This is a genomic window from Streptomyces sp. NRRL B-24085 (assembly GCF_001282115.1).
Taxonomy (GTDB): domain Bacteria; phylum Actinomycetota; class Actinomycetes; order Streptomycetales; family Streptomycetaceae; genus Streptomyces.
Genome location: NZ_LJBR01000097.1, coordinates 1 through 18469 on the forward strand (window position 1 = coordinate 1; position 18469 = coordinate 18469).

Sequence of the window (18469 nt, forward strand, 5' to 3'; positions counted from 1 at the left end):
CCCGGCTCCTGCCCCCTCGCACCGCCCCTCACAAGGACGTGAAACCCATGCGCAAGACCGCCCGGTACACCTCCCTGGCCGCCGCCGGCCTGCTCGCCCTCTCCTCGCTCACCGCCTGCGCCAACGACGCCGCCAGCACGGCGTCCACCGGCTCCGGTAGCAAGGGTGACGGCAAGGGCACCAAGGTCAAGATCATGGTCGGTGGCCTCGACAAGGTCATCTACCTGCCCGCGATGCTGACCCAGCGGCTCGGCTACTTCGACGCCGAAGGACTCGACGTGGAGCTGCTGAGCGAGCCCGCCGGCGTCCAGGCCGAGACCGCGCTCGTCTCCGGCCAGGTCCAGGGAGCCGTCGGCTTCTACGACCACACCCTCGACCTGCAGGTGAAGGGCAAGGACGTGGAGTCGGTCGTGCAGTTCTCGCACGCGCCCGGCGAGGTGGAGATCGTCTCGAACAAGGCCGCGGGCGACATCACCTCACCGAAGGACTTCAAGGGCAGGAAGCTCGGCGTCACGGGCCTCGGCTCCTCGACCGACTTCCTCACCAAGTACCTCGCCGTCAAGAACGGCGTGAAGGTCAGCGACTTCACCCCGGTCGCCGTCGGCGCGGGACCGACCTTCATCTCGGCGCTCCAGCAGGGCTCCATCGACGGCGGCATGACGACCGACCCGACCGTCGCGACGATCCTGGACAAGAAGGCCGGCAAGATCCTCCTGGACATGCGGACGCCCCAGGGCTCGGACGAGGCGCTCGGCGGACCGTATCCCTCGTCAAGCCTGTACATGCAGACGGACTGGGTCAACGGTCACAAGGACACCGTCCAGAAGTTGGCCAATGCATTCGTCAAGACGCTCAAGTGGATGTCCACCCACAGCGCCACCCAGATCGCCGACAAGATGCCCGCCGACTACTCGCAGGGCAACAAGCTGCTGTACGCGGTGGCCATCAAGAACACGCTGCCGATGTTCACCAAGGACGGCGTGATGCCCGAGAACGGTCCCGAGACCGTCGAGAAGGTCCTCAAGGCGTTCAACCCCAACATCCAGAACGCCGACGTCGACCTCGACAAGACGTACACCACCGAGTTCGTCGAGAAGGCAGCGCAGAACGCGGGCTGAGCCTCCTCACGCGCGGGTCGCCCACACGTAACGGTGTTCCGGGCGGCCCGCGTCGCCGTACTTGAGGGTGAGCCTGGCCCGCCCCGTGCGCTCCAGGAGCTTCAGATAGCGCTGGGCGGTCTGCCGGCTCACCCCGGTCCGCTCGGCGATCTCCTGCGCCGACAGCGGCCCTTCGGCGTTCATGAGAGACCTGCGGACGAGTTCCACCGTGGTCGGGGAGTGCCCCTTGGGCAGATCCGGCTCCGCGGGCGAGGAGAGCGCACCGAAGATGCGGTCGACCTCCGCCTGTTCGGCCTCCCCGCCGCCGTCCAGGGTGCGCCGCAGCTCGGCGTACGCCTCCAGCCTGGCCCTCAGACCGGCGAAGGCGAACGGTTTCACCAGGTACTGCAGCGCCCCGTGGCGCATCGCCGCCTGCACGGTCGTCACGTCCCGCGCCGCCGTCACCATGATCACGTCGGTCTGGTGGCCCCGCCGGCGCATCTCCTGGACGACTTCCAGACCCGTCTCGTCGGGCAGGTAGTGGTCCATGAGGACCAGGTCGACATGGGGGAGGCTCTCCATCTGGCGCAGCGCTTCCGCGGCGCTGTGCGCCTCGCCCGCCACGTGGAAGCCGGGCACCTTCTCGACATAGGCGGCGTTGACGCGCGCCACGCGGGTGTCGTCGTCCACGACCAGGACCTCGATCATCACGACTCCTCCTCGGTGGCGGCCCGCCCGGTGGGCGGGGCGGTGAGCGCCGGCTGCGGCTCGGCCAGCGCGTCGGGCAGCACGACGGTGAACTCCGCGCCTCCGCCGCCGGCCTCACCGACGGTCGCGCTGCCCCCCTGACGTTCGGCGAGCTTGCGCACGAGGGAGAGCCCGAGCCCGCGCCCCCGGTGCGCGGGCGGTTCCTTGGTCGACCAGCCCTCGGTGAAGACCAGTTCGCGCTGTTCCACCGGGATGCCGGGCCCGGTGTCCCGCACCCTGAGGACCGCGGTACGGCCCTCTGTGCGCAACTCGACCTCCACGCGTGCGTGCGGTGTGCCGGCGACGGCGTCCAGGGCGTTGTCCACGAGGTTGCCGACGATCGTGACCAGGCCGCTCGGATCGACCAGCCGGTCCGGCAGCCGGGTCCCGTCCGAGACCCACAGGGCGACCCCGCGCTCGGCGGCGACGGTCGCCTTGCCCACCAGCAACGCGGCGAGCAGCGGGTCCTCGATCTTCTCGGTGACCTGCTCCGCGGTGGCCCGGTGGTCACCGACGACCTCCCCGACGAACTCCACGGCGTCGTCGTACATCTCCAGCTCCAGCAGCCCCAGGAGCGTGTGCATCCGGTTGGCGTGCTCGTGGTCCTGGGCGCGCAGGGCGTCGATGAGGCCGTGGGTCGAGTCGAGCTCCCGGCCGAGCTGCTCCAGCTCGGTGCGGTCGCGCAGGGTGGCCACGGCTCCGCCGTCGTCGGTGGGCATGCGGTTGGCGACGAGCACCCGCTGGCCCCGCACGGTGACCAGATCGGTGCCCGTCACACGTCCGGCCAGGACGTCGGCCGTACGGCCGACCCCGAGCGCCTCGTCGGGGGAGCGCCCGACGGCCTCGTCGCCGATGCCCAGCAGACGTCCGGCCTCGTCGTTGAGCAGGCGGATGCGTCCGGCCCGGTCCAGCGCGACGACACCCTCCCGGATGCCGTGCAGCATGGCCTCGCGCTCGGCGAGCAGAGCCGAGATGTCGGAGAAGGCCAGGTCACGAGTCTGCCGCTGGACTCTCCTGGAGATCAGCCAGGCGGCCAGCGCGCCGACGGCGAGGGCCCCGCCCGCGTAGGCGAACAGCCCAGGGATCGCGTGGATCAGCCGGGCGCGCACGCTGTCGTAGGCGATGCCGACGGAGACCGCCCCGACGATCTTGTGTCCGCTGTCGTACAGGGGCACCTTGCCGCGGGCGGTACGGCCCAGGGTGCCGCTGTCGATCTGCATGATCTCCTTGCCGGCCAGGGCCTGGCCGGGGTCCGTGGAGACGATCCTGCCCACCTCGCTGCGGGTGGGGTGCGACCAGCGGACGCCCCGCCAGTCCATCACCACGACGTACTCGGCCCCGGTCGCCCTGCGGATCCTCTCGGCCTCCCGCTGGACGGGGCCCTCGGGCAGCGGGGGTGTGTCCTTGACCTGCTCGGCGATCTGCGACTCGGCGGCGGTGGTCTGGGCGATGGCCAGCGCGCGGCGCATCGCCTGGTCGTCGAGCTGGTTGCTCAGCGGTGCGAGGAACAGACCGGTCGCGAGCACCGCCACTCCCGCGGCGATCGCCAGCTGCATCAGAAGCACCTGCGAGAACACCCGGCGGGGCAGTCCGAGGCGCAGGCGGCGGGCGGGGGGAGTGCGGCTCATACCCATGACGGTACGGGGAGGCGCCGTATCCGCCGTAGGGGGTGTGGCATGGATCTCTTGATCAACACGTTGACGGGCCGGATGTGCCGGAGAGGTGCTGTGGACGCACCCGCGCGAGGGGACGGTCAGCTCGCCAGGGCCGTCGAGGTGCTCAGCTCGCGCACCGCCACCACGTCCATCCGCGCGGGCGAGCCGAGCACCGACGCCCCACAGCTTTCCGGACGGGGCGGCAGAGAGGCGGTCTGCGCCACGAGGACGCGCCAGTGGCGGCCGTCGACGTGGGCGACGGTCACCTCCCAGTGCGGGGCAGCGCCGTCCGTGCGTACGACGGTCAGGGCCTCGGCCGCGTATTCGCCCACCGTCGTGCGGACGGCCAGCTCGGCCGCCTGGCCGGGGCGCTCCCAGGCGGAGTTGCCGCGACACCCCTCGACCACGATCCGGCCCTCCTGGGCGCTGTGGAGGACTTGCTTGACGGCATGGGCCTCGGCGCGGCCGTAGGCGTAGCCGTACGGCAGGACCAGCACCGTCGGGGAGAACCGGTGACCACCCAGATGGGTGACCTCCCAAGCGCCCTCGACGCCCGAGGCGGCCAGTTCCGCGGCGAGCGGACGACCGAGGAGCGCGCAACAGCGGTCCCGCTTGCCGTTGGTGCAGACGAGCGCGAGCGGATCGCCGGTGTGCGGACGTCCGCCGAGCGCCGCGTCGAAGCTGCCGTGGTCGCCCCTGCCGAGCGCGGCGAGATCCAGGTCGAGCAGGTCTCCCGGATCGCGGGTCGTCGCACTGCGCAGCCACACGTTTCCGGGGGCGGTGTGCGCGGCGTACACCTGCCGGGTGGTGGGCGTCCCACTGTCGGCGTGCCGTCCGGGGCGGCGGATGAGCGCGACACGCACGCCCGTGTCCTTCGCCGCGGCCTCCAGGGCGCGGCCCAGTGCGGGGTCCAGGTGGCTCGAAGTGAGCGCCTTGGCCCCCCAGGGGCCGGGCTGCTCGAGCAGCAGCCAGGTCCGCGCGGTGGCCGCGGTTCCGGAAACGGGCTCGTCGAGGTCGTGCGAGACCGTTGAGCAGGTACTCACAGAGGTGAGCCTAACCTGACTTGGCGCGCGGCGACTTCCGGCCGGGCCGTTTCAGTGCTCCGGCAGTGGCTGCGGTGGCTTCGGGCCCACATAAGTGCCGCTCGGACGCATGCGCAGCGGACGTTCGCCGTACTCCTCCAGCGCGTGGGCGATCCAGCCCGCCGTCCGGGCGACGGCGAAGACCGTCTCGCCGGCCGTGGCGGGCATCCCGGAGGAGGCGGTGAACACGGCGAGGGCCAGGTCCACGTTGGCGTGCAGGGGGGCGTGGCGGGCTGCGGTGGCCACGATGTCGCGGGCCGCGAGGAGGGCGGGCTCGGCCCGGGGGATCTCCTCCAGGAGAGCGAACAGGGCACGCGCGCGTGGGTCCTCGCCCGGATAGAGCCGGTGACCGAGGCCGGGGATGCGGCGGCCGGCCCGCAGTTCCTCCGCGATCACAGGGGCCGCGTCGCCGAGCTCGAGCACGTCGAGCAGCAGTTTGTGGGCGAGCCCGCTGGCCGCGCCGTGCAAGGGGCCCTCCAGGACGCCGAGTCCGGCGGACACGGCCGCGTACGCGTGCGCGCGAGCCGACGCGGCGACGCGGACCGCGAGCGTCGAGGCGGCGAGGTCGTGGTCGACGAGAAGTCCGAGTGCGGTGTCCAGGACCCGCAGGGAGGCCTCATCGGGCTTGCGTCCGCTGAGTCGCGACCACAATCGGGGGGCCAGCCGGCCGTCGTCGCGGCGGTGGTCGTGCAGTACGGGTGGCAGGGCGGCGACAAGGGTGGGGATGAGGGTCCGCGCGGTGCCGAGCACGGCCTCCTCGGACAGGTCGAAACGCAGCGGGTCGGCCGCCGCGGCGGCGATGGCGGCGACCCGCAACCGGTCGGTGGGCCCGGTGTGTTCGGGCAGCGCGTCCACCGCGCGACGTGCCGTGTCGACCGTGGCCTCAGGTGCGGTGAAGGTGACCCCGGGCTGCATGCGGCCGGTCCACAGCCACTCGGCGATCTCTTCGTAGGAGTGGCGTGCGGCGAGTTCGGTCGCGTCGACGCCCCTGAAGTAGTAGCGGTCCCGGTCGATGAACGTGATGCGGGTCCGTACGGAGAGATCGCCGCCGGAGCCCGGACTCCCGCTGCCCTCCCGGCGGTTGCGCCGGGCGAGGGTCTCCACCTCCTTGGCGTCGAAGGTGCTGCCCCGGCCGCCAGGGACGCGCCGGCTGCTGAGCTGGCCGCGGCTCACATAGGCGTAGACGGTCTCGGGTTTCACCCCGAGCAGTTCGGCGGCTTCCTTGGTGCTGAGCCGGTGGTCGGCGGGGCCCGGGAGCGGGTCTTGATCGCGCATAAGAGGTCACCGTATCCGCAGCCGGAGGGGTTGATGGGCGATATTGAGTGCACATTGATTTAATCAATATTGACAGGAAATGAGTCAACCATGGACAGTCGAATCAAGTCCAGGGAGGAATCATGTCGGTCAACAGGTCCGCAACCACACTCGTCGAGGTACCGCGGGGACTCGCCGGCGTCCTCGTCACCGACACCGAGGTCGGGGACGTGCGGGGGCGCGAGGGGTTCTATCACTACCGCCAGTACTCGGCCGTCGAGCTCGCGCAGACCCGTGGCTTCGAGGACGTCTGGCATCTCCTGGTCCACGGTGAACTGCCGGACGCCGGACAGGCCGCGGCGTTCCGGGCCGCGACCGCGCGGCTGCGGCGGCTCCCGGAGGAGGTCCGCGCCGCTCTGCCGGCCATCGCGGCGGCGAGCCGGAGGTCGGGGCCGCTGGCCGGCATGCGCACCGCGTTGTCGCTCCTCGGGTCGGCGAAGGGATTCCGGCCGGTGTACGACATCGACCCCGAGGAGCGGCGCCGGGACACGCTCGTGGCGGCCGCCGCGGTGCCGACGCTGCTCACCGCGCTCCACCGGCTGGGCAAGGGACTCGAGCCGGTGGAGCCGCGGGCGGATCTCTCGTACGCGTCGAACTACCTCTACATGTTGACGGGTTCGGAGCCGGATCCCCTGCGGGCCCGGGCGGTCGAGCAGTACTTGATCTCAACCATTGATCACGGCTTCAATGCATCAACCTTTACGGCACGGGTCATCGCGTCGACGGGCGCGGATGTGGTGGCGTGCCTCGTGGGGGCCGTAGGGGCCTTGTCCGGGCCGCTGCACGGGGGTGCGCCGAGTCGGGCTCTGGACACCCTGGACGCGATCGGCACGCCCGACCGGATAGACCCCTGGATCCGTGAGCGGGTGCTCGCCGGTGAACGGATCATGGGCTTCGGTCACGCGATCTACCGCACGGAGGATCCGCGTTCCCGGATGCTCCGGGAGGTCGCCCAGCGGTTCGGCGGGCCCCGGGTGGACTTCGCCGTCGAGGTGGAACGCCAGGTGGAGGCGATCCTGGCCGAGCTGAAGCCGGGGCGGGAACTCCACACCAACGTCGAGTTCTACGCGGGCGTGGTCATGGAGCTGTGCGGGCTGCCACGGGAGATGTTCACGCCCACGTTCGCGGCGGCGCGGGTGGTGGGCTGGAGCGCCAACATCCTCGAACAGGCGGCGGACTCGAAGATCATCCGTCCGATGGCGCGGTATGTGGGGGCGGAGGCGCCGGTGGCGGTGCCGGTGAGGTGACGAGACCTTGTCAGGCGGGGGGCCGAGGCGGCGGGTCGGGCTGTTGCGCGGCCCGAATCGCGCTCTCGAAGATCCTGAACAACCGCCCTTCGTCAGTGTCGGGCGGCAGGACCTCCTTCGCGCCATGGGAAGCCGCCCAATACCGATTGAAGGCAGGGCTCTGCACCAGGGTTCCCGCTCGTGCGACCAACTCGGCTTCGGTGATGCCGCCCCACTTGTAGACCAACAGGTAATGACTGAAGGTCAGGTTGGCGAAGAGGTTCTGCCGGAGGACCTGTGGGGACGCACCCGGAAAGTCGTTCCAGACCTCGGCCAGCGCGGGATCGTCCATCGCCATCTGAGTGAGCTGGACATGGAGGGCCCGTAAGTCGGCTTCGGCGCTCCGGTGCAACTCGTTGCGGGAAGAGACGAGTTCCTCGCGCTGCATGGCGAGTTCGTGACGCTGCATCCGCAGCTCTCGCTGTTGGAGCAGAAGCGTGGCCACGAGCAGGAGCAGTGCCAGACCAGAGAAGACTGCGCTGGCCCCGCCGAAGTATTCCCCGAGTGAGCTGCGCTCCAGTGCCGTGTGCCTGTCTCCGTTGGCTTCCTCGACACCTCGGACGAGCCAGCCGCTGACCACCACTGAGGCGGCACCGACGGCACCAGTGACAGCGACTGCTACGGAACCCCACGCGGATGCGACAAGAGCCGAACGCCATATGCGGTGCGCCGCCATCCGTGCCTCCCCCGAGAGCCTGCGACATCCTTCCCGCGACTCAGAACGGAGAAACGGCGTCGCCGGGGCCTATGTGGGGCGGATACCCGCACCGGACTTTCCGGTGCGGGCTACTCCCGGTCAGATGTCGGGAATGAATGCCTTGGCGCAGGCGAGTGTCTCGCGGTCCACGACCACGACAATCTCGGAAGTGGCCAGCGTCCGCATCCCCGGGTAGTCCTTCCGGATCTCCGCAGTCCGCTCTGAGCCGATCACCACGAATCGACCGTCACGGAGTTCGAAGACGTCTGGACAGGTGGCGCCGCAGGTGCTGCCCCTCGACTGAGGGGGGAGACCGATGCGTCGCTTTATGTGGAGGCGTGAGGCGGACAGCCGGCAGGCGGCTTTCCGGCCCAGATGGATGGTCATCCTGATCCTTCGGGGTTTGACACGGTGAGGGGGAATCCGGTTCGGGGCGTCGGGTGGCCGGTCTGGGACGGACCGTCCGTGAAACGCGGCGTCGGTGACGAAGGGAGCCCCGGCTCCTCATGCCTCCGGGATGTCGCCCTTGGCCCTGATGAGCGTGTCCCGGGTGATGACGACGATTCGCTCGTAGTCCGCTCGCGACGCGTCGGCGGGGAGTTCGCCGTCGAGTTGTTCCGTGACGTCCTTGCCGATCACGGCGAAGCTTCCGTCGGCCAATTCGAAGATGTCAGGGCAGTTGCCCCCGCCCTGGCTCCCCCGAGCGCTGGGGGGTACACCGATCCGACGGATGATCTGACTCACTGTTGATTCCTCTGGTCTCACGTCTGAAGAGCTTGCGCACAACGACTGCGGGGTGGAGGCGGCCCTGTGGGGTGCGTTCGCCAACCGGCGGCGTGAGCGACGACTTGTGGAGTCGCTCTACGCGATCGAGCGTGAGTCAACCCCAGCGACGTCTGGGACAACTGGGGACTTCATCCGTTCGTTATGGCCCGAGGGTGTGATTCCCGAGAGTCGATCCCTCAGCCGCCTGGTGAGTCTCCAACAACCCACCATTCGTCCCCGTCGGCTTCATCCAGTTGCCGAAGCAACTCGTCAACCATCCGGCCGAGCTCGGCCTCGTCCGACCCCTCGGGCAGGGTTGCCCGCTGCCCACGAGTAGCGTGCCAGTACTCCCTGACGACGGGATTCTGTATGAGACCGCGGATGAACCCGAAGAATTCGTCACGGCTGATGTTGCCCAGGCGGTAGGAGAGCAGCAGGTTCGTGTACAGCGCGTTGGCGAAGAGGTATTGGCGGCGTTTCTGCGGTGCCGCCGGCACTTCGAAGATGTCCAGGACCTCGGCCAGCTCAGGGCTGTCGATGGCCTTGCTCAGCAGTTCCCAGTGCAGGCGCTGTTGGCTGGCCAGGTTGGCGTGGCGCTGACCATCCGCGACCCGCTCTTCCAGGTGGTCGAGGCGCAGGTGCAGTGTGTGGAGCGCGCGCTGTTGTGCGGTCAGAGCGACGAGCGCTCCTGTCACCAGGCCGAGACCGGCTGCCAGAGGAGCGACGAACCCTCGTACTCCACGCTTCTGTGTGGCCATGTCATCCCCGATCCAAACGGCCGTCCGCCGGTCGTCGGGGTGCGGGTCGACTGATGGGGACCGGCGAGCGGTGGGCGGCGCTTGCCGTCTCCCAGGGTGCCGAGCGGCTCTGATCGGCGGGGGAGGCGGAGAGGAGGCGCACGGAGGGAAGTGAGGGTCGCACGAACCGGCGCCTTCCCCAACGTCTGCCCCGCAAGTGCTGCTAACAATCGTTCACTTCGAGGGGATTGTTCCGGCTCGTATCCTGGTCCGGCATTCCCCCCACGGACGTGCGCCGGGACCGCGATCCGGTGCACGCAGCAGCGCGAAAGAGGTCGTACGTTGAGTCAGCCGAGCGGGAGCCCCCGGCAGATCCCGGTCGTCGTGCTCGCCGGATTCCTGGGTTCCGGCAAGACCACGCTCCTCAATCATCTCCTCCACCGCAGCGGCGGCAGCCGGATCGGAGCCGTCGTCAACGACTTCGGTGCCATCGAGATCGACGCCATGGCCGTCGCCGGCGCGCTCGGCGACTCCACCGTCTCCCTCGGCAACGGCTGCCTGTGCTGCGCCGTCGACGTCAGCGAACTCGACGGATACCTCGCCAGGCTCGCCCACCCCGACACCGGCATCGACGTCATCGTCATCGAGGCCAGCGGGCTCGCCGAGCCGCAGGAACTCGTCCGCATGGTGCTCGCCAGCGAGGAGCCCGACATCGTCTACGGCGGTCTCGTCGAGGTCGTCGACGCCGCCGAGTTCGACGACACCCGCGCCAGGCACCCCGAGCTCGACCGCCACCTCGGTCTCGCCGACCTCGTCGTGGTCAACAAGCTCGACCGGACGGCTCCCGAGAACGCCGAGCGCGTTCTCGCGGTCGTCCGGTCCCTCGTCGACCGCGCCGCCGTCGTCCCGGCCACCTACGGCCGTGTCGACCCCGAGTTCCTCTTCGACTGCCGGCCCAGCGAGGAACGCGTCGGACAGCTCTCCTTCGACGACCTGCACGACCACGAGGACCGCGACCACGACGGTCACGCCCACGCGGGGCACCTGCACTCCGCCTACGACAGCCTGTCCTTCACCGCGGAAACGCCCCTCGACCCGCGTCGGCTCATGGGCTTCCTCGACAGCCGGCCCGAAGGGCTCTACCGGATCAAGGGGTACGTCGACTTCGGGCCGTACGACGTCCGCAACCGCTACGCCGTACACGCCGTAGGGCGGTTTCTGCGGTTCTACCCGGAACCCTGGCCGCCCGGCGACACCCGTCTCACCCAGCTCGTCCTCATCGGCTCCGGCATCGACACGTCCGCCCTCGGCAAGGAGCTGGAGGCGTGCAAGGGGACACAGCAGGACGCCCCGCACACCGACGAGGCCGGCATGTGGGGCGTTCTGCGTTACGTGCAGGGCACCGAGGAGGAACCCGGGGAAGAGGGGGCAGCGGGGGAACCGGCCTAGACCGGGCCCGCCACCACCGAGACCGTCTTCGCCAGCGACACGCCCGAGCCGTCGCGGCGCGGGTCGATCTCCGGGAGGTCGGCCGGGGTGCCGTTCTTCTGCGCGGCGCGGGCCGGGACGGCGCCCGCCCAGGCCAGGGACAGGCAGTCCTCGCCCTTCAGGAACCGCTGGCAGCGCACACCGCCCGTGGCGCGGCCCTTGCGCGGGTACTGGTCGAACGGGGTCAGCTTGGCCGTCGTCTGCACCGAGTCGTCGAGCGTGCCGCGCGAGCCCGCGACCGTGAAGACGACCGCGTCCGCCGCCGGGTCCACCGCGGTGAACGAGATGACCTTCGCGCCCTCGGCGAGCTTGATACCTGTCATACCGCCCGCCGGACGGCCCTGCGGACGGACCTGGGACGCCTGGTAGCGCAGGAGCTGGGCGTCGTCGGTGATGAAGACCAGGTCTTCCTCGCCGGTGCGCAGTTCCACCGCGCCGACGATCCGGTCGCCCTCCTTGAGCGTGATGACCTCCAACTCGTCCTTGTTGGACGGGTAGTCGGGGACCACGCGCTTGACGACGCCCTGCTCGGTGCCGAGCGCCAGGCCGGGCGAGGACTCGTCCAGCGTGGTGAGGCAGACCAGCGTCTCGCCGTCCTCCAGGGAGACGAACTCCGCCAGCGGGGCACCGCCCGAGAGGTTCGCGGCCGACTCCGGGAGCTGCGGCAGGTCGATGACGTTGATCCGCAGCAGGCGGCCCGACGACGTCACCGCGCCGACCTCGCCCCGCGCGGTGGCCGGCACCGCCGAGACGATCACGTCGTGCTTGGCGCGCTTGCCGCCGGCCTCCTCCGGGAACGGATCGCCGTTCGCCGTACGGGCCAGCAGCCCCGTCGAGGACAGCAGCACCCGGCACGGGTCGTCCGCCACCTGGAGCGGCACGGCGGCCACCGGGGCCGTCGCTCCGGCCTCCAGCAGCACCGTGCGCCGCTCGGTGCCGTACTTCTTGGCGACCGCGGCCAGTTCGGCGGAGACCAGCTTGCGCAGCTCCGCGTCCGACTCCAGGATCCGGGTCAGCTCCGCGATCTCCGCGTTGAGCCGGTCCTTCTCGGACTCCAGCTCGATGCGGTCGAACCGGGTCAGGCGCCGCAGGGGCGTGTCCAGGATGTACTGCGTCTGGATCTCGCTCAGCGAGAAGCGCTCGATCAGGCGCTCCTTCGCCTGCGCCGAGTTGTCGCTGGAGCGGATGATGCGGATGACCTCGTCGATGTCGACCAGGGCGGTGAGCAGGCCCTCGACCAGGTGCAGCCGGTCGCGCCGCTTGGTGCGCCGGAACTCGCTGCGCCGGCGCACCACTTCGAAGCGGTGGTCGAGGTAGACCTCCAGGAGCTCCTTGAGGCCGAGCGTGAGGGGCTGCCCGTCGACCAGCGCCACGTTGTTGACGCCGAAGGACTCCTCCATCGGCGTCAGCTTGTAGAGCTGCTCCAGGACCGCCTCCGGCACGAAGCCGTTCTTGATCTCGATGACCAGGCGCAGGCCGTGGGCGCGGTCGGTGAGGTCCTTGACGTCGGCGATGCCCTGGAGCTTCTTCGCACCGACCAGGTCCTTGATCTTGGCGATCACCTTCTCCGGGCCGACCGTGAAGGGCAGCTCGGTGACGACCAGGCCCTTGCGGCGGGCGGTCACCGTCTCCACCGAGACCGTGGCACGGATCTTGAAGGTGCCGCGGCCCGTCTCGTAGGCGTCCCGGATGCCCGTGAGACCGACGATCCGGCCGCCGGTGGGCAGGTCGGGGCCCGGGATGTGCTTCATCAGGGCGTCCAGATCCGCGTTCGGGTAGCGGATCAGGTGGCGGGCGGCCGCGATGACCTCGGTGAGGTTGTGCGGCGGCATGTTGGTGGCCATGCCGACCGCGATGCCCGAGGCGCCGTTCACCAGGAGGTTGGGGAAGGCGGCCGGCAGGGCGCCCGGCTCCTGCTCCTGGCCGTCGTAGTTGGGGGCGAAGTCGACCGTGTCCTCGTCGATGGACTCCGTCATCAGGCTCGCGGCCTCGGCCGCGCGGCACTCGGTGTACCGCATGGCGGCCGGCGGGTCGTCGTTGCCCAGCGAGCCGAAGTTCCCGTGGCCGTCGATCAGCGGCACGCTCATCGAGAAGGGCTGGGCCATGCGCACGAGGGCGTCGTAGATCGACGCGTCGCCGTGCGGGTGCAGCTTGCCCATGACCTCGCCGACCACACGGGCGCACTTCACATAGCCGCGGTCGGGGCGCAGGCCCATCTCGTTCATCTGGTAGACGATGCGCCGGTGCACCGGCTTGAGGCCGTCGCGGGCGTCGGGGAGCGCGCGGGAGTAGATGACCGAGTACGCGTACTCGAGGTACGAGCCCTTCATCTCGTCCACGACGTCGATGTCGAGGATCCGCTCCTCGTACGAGTCGTCGGGCGGCGGGGTCTTCGTGCTGCGGCGGGCCATCGCTGCCGGCTCCTCTTTTCTGGTCGCTCGCCTACGGGTCGCTCACGTCGGCCCTTTGGCTCACTCTTGCTGAAGCGTGAACGGGATCTGACGCGGACCATTGTGGACCGCGGCACTGACAGTCCGGGCAGGGCCCGGCGGTGCCGCCCGGGCCCGGGGGCCGCGCAGCGCCTCCCTCACGGTTGCCCGCAGGCTACGCGATCCGCTGTGGGCGTACGCGCCCCGGGAACTTCACCGAGGGTCGGCACGCTTGCATACAGTGGCAGGACCGGCAGGAAAACAGCTCCACAAACCGCGGTTTCCACGACCGCGACGGCGATCGAAGGGACGTACATGCCCATGGGTCACACGGCCACAGACCAGGCAGGCACCGGGGGCCTGACAGCGACCGAGCACCGCCTGGCCAACGGGCTGCGCGTGGTGCTCTCCGAGGACCACCTGACCCCGGTCGCGGCGGTGTGCCTCTGGTACGACGTCGGCTCGCGCCACGAGGTCAAGGGGCGTACCGGCCTGGCTCACCTTTTCGAGCACTTGATGTTCCAGGGCTCGAAGCAGGTGCACGGCAACGGTCACTTCGAACTCGTCCAGGGCGCGGGCGGCTCGCTGAACGGCACCACCAGCTTCGAGCGCACCAACTACTTCGAGACCATGCCGACCCACCAGCTCGAACTCGCGCTGTGGCTGGAGGCCGACCGCATGGGCTCGCTGCTGGCCGCCCTCGACGAGGAGTCGATGGAGAACCAGCGCGACGTCGTCAAGAACGAGCGCAGGCAGCGCTACGACAACGTCCCCTACGGCACCGCGTTCGAGAAGCTGACCGCGCTCGCCTACCCGGAGGGCCACCCCTACCACCACACCCCGATCGGTTCCATGGCCGATCTGGACGCGGCCACCCTGGAGGACGCGCGCGCGTTCTTCCGCACCTACTACGCGCCCAACAACGCCGTCCTGTCGGTCGTCGGCGACATCGACCCCGAGCAGACGCTCGCGTGGGTCGAGAAGTACTTCGGCTCCATCCCCTCGCACGACGGCAAGCCCGCGCCCCGCGACGGCTCGCTGCCCGAGATCATCGGCGAGCAGTTGCGCGAGGTCGTCGAGGAGGAGGTCCCCGCGCGCGCGTTGATGGCCGCCTACCGGCTGCCCCACGACGGCACCCGCGAGGCGGACGCGGCCGACCTCGCCCTCACCGTCCTCGGCGGCGGTGAGTCCTCCCGCCTCTACAACCGGCTCGTACGGCGTGACCGCACGGCCGTCGCGGCCGGCTTCGGACTGCTGCGCCTGGCCGGTGCGCCCTCCCTGGGCTGGCTCGACGTGAAGACCTCCGGCGACGTCGAGGTGCCGGTCATCGAGGCCGCCATCGACGAGGAGCTCGCGCGGTTCGCCGCGGAGGGGCCCACGGCCGAGGAAATGGAGCGCGCCCAGGCCCAGTTGGAGCGCGAGTGGCTGGACCGGCTCGGCACCGTCGCGGGCCGCGCCGACGAACTGTGCCGCTACGCCGTCCTGTTCGGCGACCCGCAGCTCGCCCTGACCGCCGTGCAGCGCGTCCTGGACGTGAGCGCCGAGGAGGTCCAGGCGGTCGCCAAGGCCAGGCTGCGCCCCGACAACCGCGCGGTGCTGGTCTACGAGCCGCTCACCCCGGCCGAGATCGCCGACAGCGCCGAGGACGCCGCCGAGGACCCCGAGGCCGCGGCAACCGTAGAAGCCAGCGACGACAACGAGGAGGCGGCCAAGTGAGCGAGCTCGCCGCGATGGAGTTCCACCCGCAGCCGCAGGCGGGCGAGCCCAAGGTGTGGGCCTTCCCCGCCCCCGAGCGCGGGACGCTCGACAACGGCCTGACCCTGCTGCGCTGCCACCGCCCCGGCCAGCAGGTCGTCGCCGTGGAGGTGCTCCTGGACGCACCCCTGGACGCCGAACCGGCAGGACTGGACGGCGTCGCCACAATCATGGCGCGCGCCTTCTCCGAGGGCACCGACAAGCACTCGGCCGAAGAGTTCGCCGCCGAGCTGGAGCGCTGCGGAGCCACCCTCGACGCGCACGCCGACCACCCGGGCGTCCGCCTCAGCCTCGAAGTGCCGGCCTCCCGCCTCGCCAAGGCGCTCGGTCTGCTGGCCGACGCGCTCAGGGCGCCCGCGTTCGCGGACGGCGAGGTCGAGCGGCTCGTCCGCAACCGCCTCGACGAGATCCCGCACGAGCTGGCCAACCCGTCCCGCCGCGCCGCCAAGGAGCTCTCCAAGGAGCTGTTCCCGGCGGACTCGCGCATGTCGCGCCCGCGCCAGGGCACCGAGGAGACCGTCGAGAACATCGACTCCGCGGCCGTACGCGCCTTCTACGAGAAGCACGTGCGGCCCGCCACCGCGACCGCCGTGGTCGTCGGCGACCTCACCGGCATCGACCTGGACGCGCTGCTCGCCGACACGCTCGGTGCCTGGACCGGTTCCCCGGCCCAGCCGCGCCCGGTGCCGCCGGTGACCGCCGACGACACCGGCCGGGTGGTCATCGTGGACCGCCCCGGAGCCGTCCAGACCCAGCTCCTGATCGGCCGTATCGGCGCCGACCGGCACGCACGAGTGTGGCCCGCGCAGGTGCTCGGCACGTACTGCCTCGGCGGCACCCTCACCTCCCGCCTGGACCGCGTCCTGCGCGAGGAGAAGGGCTACACCTACGGCGTACGGTCGTTCGGCCAGGTCCTCAGGTCCGCGCCGGACGGCTCGGGCGCCGCGATGCTCGCCATCAGCGGCTCCGTCGACACCCCGAACACCGGTCCCGCGCTGGACGACCTGTGGAAGGTGCTGCGCACGCTCGCCGAGGGCGGCCTCACCGACGCCGAGCGCGACGTCGCCGTGCAGAACCTCGTCGGTGTGGCGCCGCTCAAGTACGAGACGGCAGCGGCCGTCGCGAGCACGCTGGCCGACCAGGTCGAGCAGCACCTGCCCGACGACTACCAGGCGACCCTGTACCAGCAGCTCGCCGCGACCGGCACCGTGGAGGCCACCGCGGCCGTCGTGAACGCCTTCCCGGTGGACCGGCTGGTGACGGTCCTGGTCGGCGACGCGGCGGCCATCAAGGAGCCCGTCGAGGCCCTCGGTATCGGCGAGGTCAAGGTCGTCAGCGCCGAGTAGTCGGGCAACGGCACGCGCGTGGAGGGGCCCTGGTGACGACCGCGTCACCAGGGCCCTTTGATGTCCGAATTGGGTGGGAGGTTGCCTGTCTGCCCTGTGGGATGCGCTACAAACACCCTGATCCGTTTGGGTCTTGAAAGCCGCCCCGCTTAGCGTCTTCCGGGCTGTCCGTCAGGCACTGCGCCGCGCCCGCGGCACCGGACAGTCATCGCCGAGTCCCCGTACGGCGCGAGCCAGGGGAGCCGGGGACCCACACCACGTCCCTGGGGTGAATCGGACGCCCGCGCAACCGCGAGGGGGTCCGTAGGAGACCTTCCTGCTCCGAACCCGTCAGCTAACCCGGTAGGCGAGAAGGAAGGAAAGGACCAGCCACCACATGGCGTTCACCTGCGCCACCGGGAAGCACCGCCGTCCCAGCCGCATGAAGCGCACCACCGCCCGCGCCGCGGGCGTCGCCGCCCTCGCCACCACCGGCGTCATCGGCACCATCGCCGCCCCGGCGCTCGCCGCCGAGAACTCCGTCGAGCAGACCGGCCTCATGCCCGTCGTCTCCGTCGGCGACTCCCTCGCCGCCCAGCTCGACGCCCAGGCCGAGGCCCAGGCGCAGGCCGCCGCGCAGAAGAAGGCGGCGGCGGAGGCCAAGCGCAAGGCCGAGGCGCGCGCCAAGGAGATCCGCGAGGCCAAGGAGCGCGCCGCCCGCGAGGCCGAGCGCAAGCGCCTCAACGCCTTCGTCGCCCCGATCTCCGGCTCCTACGTCTCCACCGGCTACAAGAGCGGCGGCTCCATCTGGTCCTCCGGCAGCCACACCGGTGTCGACTTCCACGCCGCCAGCGGCACCTCCGTGCACGCGGTCGGCCGCGGCACCGTCGTCGAGGCCGGGTGGGGCGGGTCGTACGGAAACAACGTCGTGATCAGGATGGCCGACGGCACGTACACCCAGTACGGTCACCTGTCGTCCATCGGCGTCTCGGTCGGCCAGTCCGTCACCCCCGGCCAGCAGATCGGCCTCTCCGGTGCGACCGGCAACGTCACCGGCCCGCACCTGCACTTCGAGGCGCGCACCAGCCCCGAGTACGGCTCGGACATCGACCCCGTCGCCTACCTGCGCTCGCACGGCGTCAACGTCTGACGATCGCCCCGCGACCTCCGCGAAACCCCGGCTCCCGGAGCCGGGGTTTCGTCGTTTCCGGCACCCCGTTGTCCAAAAAATATCCCTGGATTCCGGTCCGCCGTCGGAAATTCCCGCTCATTGCAATAGAGTCACTGAACACACGTCAATCGGCGACGTTTCGCGGGGATTAAGACGGAGGTCGGACATGCGTATTCCGGCGCACTCGGTATGCACGGCGATCCGGGACGACATCGTCGCCGGTGTCCACGCGCGCGGGAGCCGGCTCACCGAGGAACTGCTCGCCCGCCGCTACGGCGTCTCACGGGTCCCCGTCCGTGAGGCCCTGCGCACCCTGGAGGCCGAGGGCTTCGTGGTGACACGGCGGCACGCGGGCGCGTGCGTCGCCGAACCCACCGAGCAGGAGGGCGCCGACCTCCTGGAGATGCGCATGCTCCTCGAACCGCTGGGCGCCTCCCGGGCCGCCCAGCGGCGCACCGAGGCCCATCTGAAGGTGCTGCGCGGCCTGGTCAGGCTGGGCCAGGAGCGGGCCAGGCGGGGCAACAGCGACGATCTGCGCTCCTTGGGGGGCTGGTTCCACGAGACGCTCGCGCAGGCCACCGGCAGCCCGGCGCTGACCTCGCTGCTGACCCAGTTGCGGCACAAGATCGCCTGGATGTACGTCGTGGACGCGCCGGCCGACCCCGTGGAGTCCTGGGCGGAGCACGGCGCGATCGTGGACGCGGTGGCCCGCGGGGACGGCGAACGGGCGCGTGCGATCACGGCACTGCACACCGAGCGCTCGGGCGCGGCGCACCGGCTGCGGTTCGCCTCCGGGCAGGACCGCGCGGACCGTGTGAGGAGTTCGCAACATCCCGTAAACGTGACGGGTGTGCGGCATTAACACGGACGCCGTATACAAAGAGGGAGTAATTCGCGGGGGCTATTTCCGCTGCCCGCAAA

Annotated in this window: 16 protein-coding genes and 1 riboswitch; of the genes, 7 read left to right on the forward strand and 9 right to left on the reverse strand. The window is 70.5% G+C overall.

What is annotated here, in order from left to right; genetic code table 11:
- Window positions 1-47 precede the first annotated feature (47 nt).
- A complete protein-coding gene (locus AOJ26_RS13335; protein WP_053848472.1) occupies window positions 48-1118 on the forward strand; it encodes an ABC transporter substrate-binding protein in 1071 nt (356 codons plus the stop codon).
- A 6-nt stretch (window positions 1119-1124) separates the two neighbouring features.
- Here AOJ26_RS13335 and AOJ26_RS13340 read toward each other — a convergent pair whose 3' ends face one another.
- The 4 genes from AOJ26_RS13340 to AOJ26_RS13355 form a co-directional block, all read right to left on the reverse strand.
- A complete protein-coding gene (locus tag AOJ26_RS13340) occupies window positions 1125-1805 on the reverse strand; it encodes a response regulator (protein ID WP_053848473.1) in 681 nt (226 codons plus the stop codon).
- On the reverse strand, window positions 1805-3472 hold the full coding sequence (locus AOJ26_RS13345) for an ATP-binding protein (RefSeq protein ID WP_053848474.1): 1668 nt from the start codon (window positions 3470-3472) through the stop codon (window positions 1805-1807). Before AOJ26_RS13345 ends, AOJ26_RS13340 begins: the two co-directional genes overlap by 1 nt.
- A 125-nt stretch (window positions 3473-3597) precedes the next feature.
- On the reverse strand, window positions 3598-4542 hold the full coding sequence (locus AOJ26_RS13350; protein WP_053848475.1) for a sucrase ferredoxin: 945 nt from the start codon (window positions 4540-4542) through the stop codon (window positions 3598-3600).
- A 51-nt stretch (window positions 4543-4593) separates the two neighbouring features.
- The gene (locus tag AOJ26_RS13355; protein ID WP_053848476.1) at window positions 4594-5856 is read right to left on the reverse strand and encodes a citrate synthase; all 1263 of its coding nucleotides are present in this window, start codon (window positions 5854-5856) and stop codon (window positions 4594-4596) included.
- 122 nt (window positions 5857-5978) lie between these two features.
- On the opposite strand from AOJ26_RS13355, the gene AOJ26_RS13360 reads away from it, so the two are divergent.
- Window positions 5979-7142, forward strand: a complete 1164-nt coding sequence (locus AOJ26_RS13360; protein ID WP_053848477.1) for a citrate synthase/methylcitrate synthase — start codon at window positions 5979-5981, stop codon at window positions 7140-7142.
- A gap of 10 nt (window positions 7143-7152) precedes the next feature.
- Here AOJ26_RS13360 and AOJ26_RS13365 read toward each other — a convergent pair whose 3' ends face one another.
- From AOJ26_RS13365 to AOJ26_RS13380, 4 genes are all read right to left on the reverse strand, one after another.
- Complete coding sequence (locus tag AOJ26_RS13365) at window positions 7153-7764, reverse strand: DUF6082 family protein (RefSeq protein ID WP_234358545.1); 612 nt, start codon at window positions 7762-7764, stop codon at window positions 7153-7155.
- Between the two features lie 213 nt (window positions 7765-7977).
- The gene (locus tag AOJ26_RS13370; RefSeq protein WP_086723833.1) at window positions 7978-8265 is read right to left on the reverse strand and encodes a hypothetical protein; all 288 of its coding nucleotides are present in this window, start codon (window positions 8263-8265) and stop codon (window positions 7978-7980) included.
- Window positions 8266-8382: 117 nt separating this feature from the next.
- A complete protein-coding gene (locus AOJ26_RS13375) occupies window positions 8383-8622 on the reverse strand; it encodes a hypothetical protein (protein ID WP_179200215.1) in 240 nt (79 codons plus the stop codon).
- A gap of 218 nt (window positions 8623-8840) precedes the next feature.
- Window positions 8841-9401 (reverse strand): DUF6082 family protein, encoded by a 561-nt coding sequence (locus AOJ26_RS13380; RefSeq protein WP_053848478.1) that lies wholly within the window; start codon window positions 9399-9401, stop codon window positions 8841-8843.
- Between the two features lie 321 nt (window positions 9402-9722).
- Here AOJ26_RS13380 and AOJ26_RS13385 point away from each other — a divergent pair, with 321 nt between their 5' ends.
- Window positions 9723-10829, forward strand: coding sequence for a CobW family GTP-binding protein (locus tag AOJ26_RS13385; protein ID WP_078959881.1), 1107 nt, complete (start codon window positions 9723-9725; stop codon window positions 10827-10829).
- Here the strand turns inward: AOJ26_RS13385 and AOJ26_RS13390 are convergent.
- The gene (locus tag AOJ26_RS13390; protein ID WP_053848479.1) at window positions 10826-13279 is read right to left on the reverse strand and encodes a DNA gyrase/topoisomerase IV subunit A; all 2454 of its coding nucleotides are present in this window, start codon (window positions 13277-13279) and stop codon (window positions 10826-10828) included. The two genes, AOJ26_RS13385 and AOJ26_RS13390, sit on opposite strands and share 4 nt — an antisense overlap.
- 333 nt (window positions 13280-13612) lie before the next feature.
- On the opposite strand from AOJ26_RS13390, the gene AOJ26_RS13395 reads away from it, so the two are divergent.
- The 4 genes from AOJ26_RS13395 (at window position 13613) to AOJ26_RS13410 (ending at window position 18410) form a co-directional block, all read left to right on the forward strand.
- Window positions 13613-15013, forward strand: a complete 1401-nt coding sequence (locus tag AOJ26_RS13395; RefSeq protein ID WP_053848480.1) for a M16 family metallopeptidase — start codon at window positions 13613-13615, stop codon at window positions 15011-15013.
- On the forward strand, window positions 15010-16398 hold the full coding sequence (locus AOJ26_RS13400; protein ID WP_053848481.1) for a M16 family metallopeptidase: 1389 nt from the start codon (window positions 15010-15012) through the stop codon (window positions 16396-16398). The genes AOJ26_RS13395 and AOJ26_RS13400 overlap by 4 nt, the downstream gene beginning before the upstream one ends.
- Before the next feature lie 199 nt (window positions 16399-16597).
- Window positions 16598-16761, forward strand: a riboswitch (cyclic di-AMP (ydaO/yuaA leader).
- Between the two features lie 13 nt (window positions 16762-16774).
- A complete protein-coding gene (locus AOJ26_RS13405; RefSeq protein ID WP_053848482.1) occupies window positions 16775-17527 on the forward strand; it encodes a M23 family metallopeptidase in 753 nt (250 codons plus the stop codon).
- Between the two features lie 187 nt (window positions 17528-17714).
- The gene (locus AOJ26_RS13410; protein WP_053848483.1) at window positions 17715-18410 is read left to right on the forward strand and encodes a GntR family transcriptional regulator; all 696 of its coding nucleotides are present in this window, start codon (window positions 17715-17717) and stop codon (window positions 18408-18410) included.
- Window positions 18411-18469: the final 59 nt, after the last annotated feature.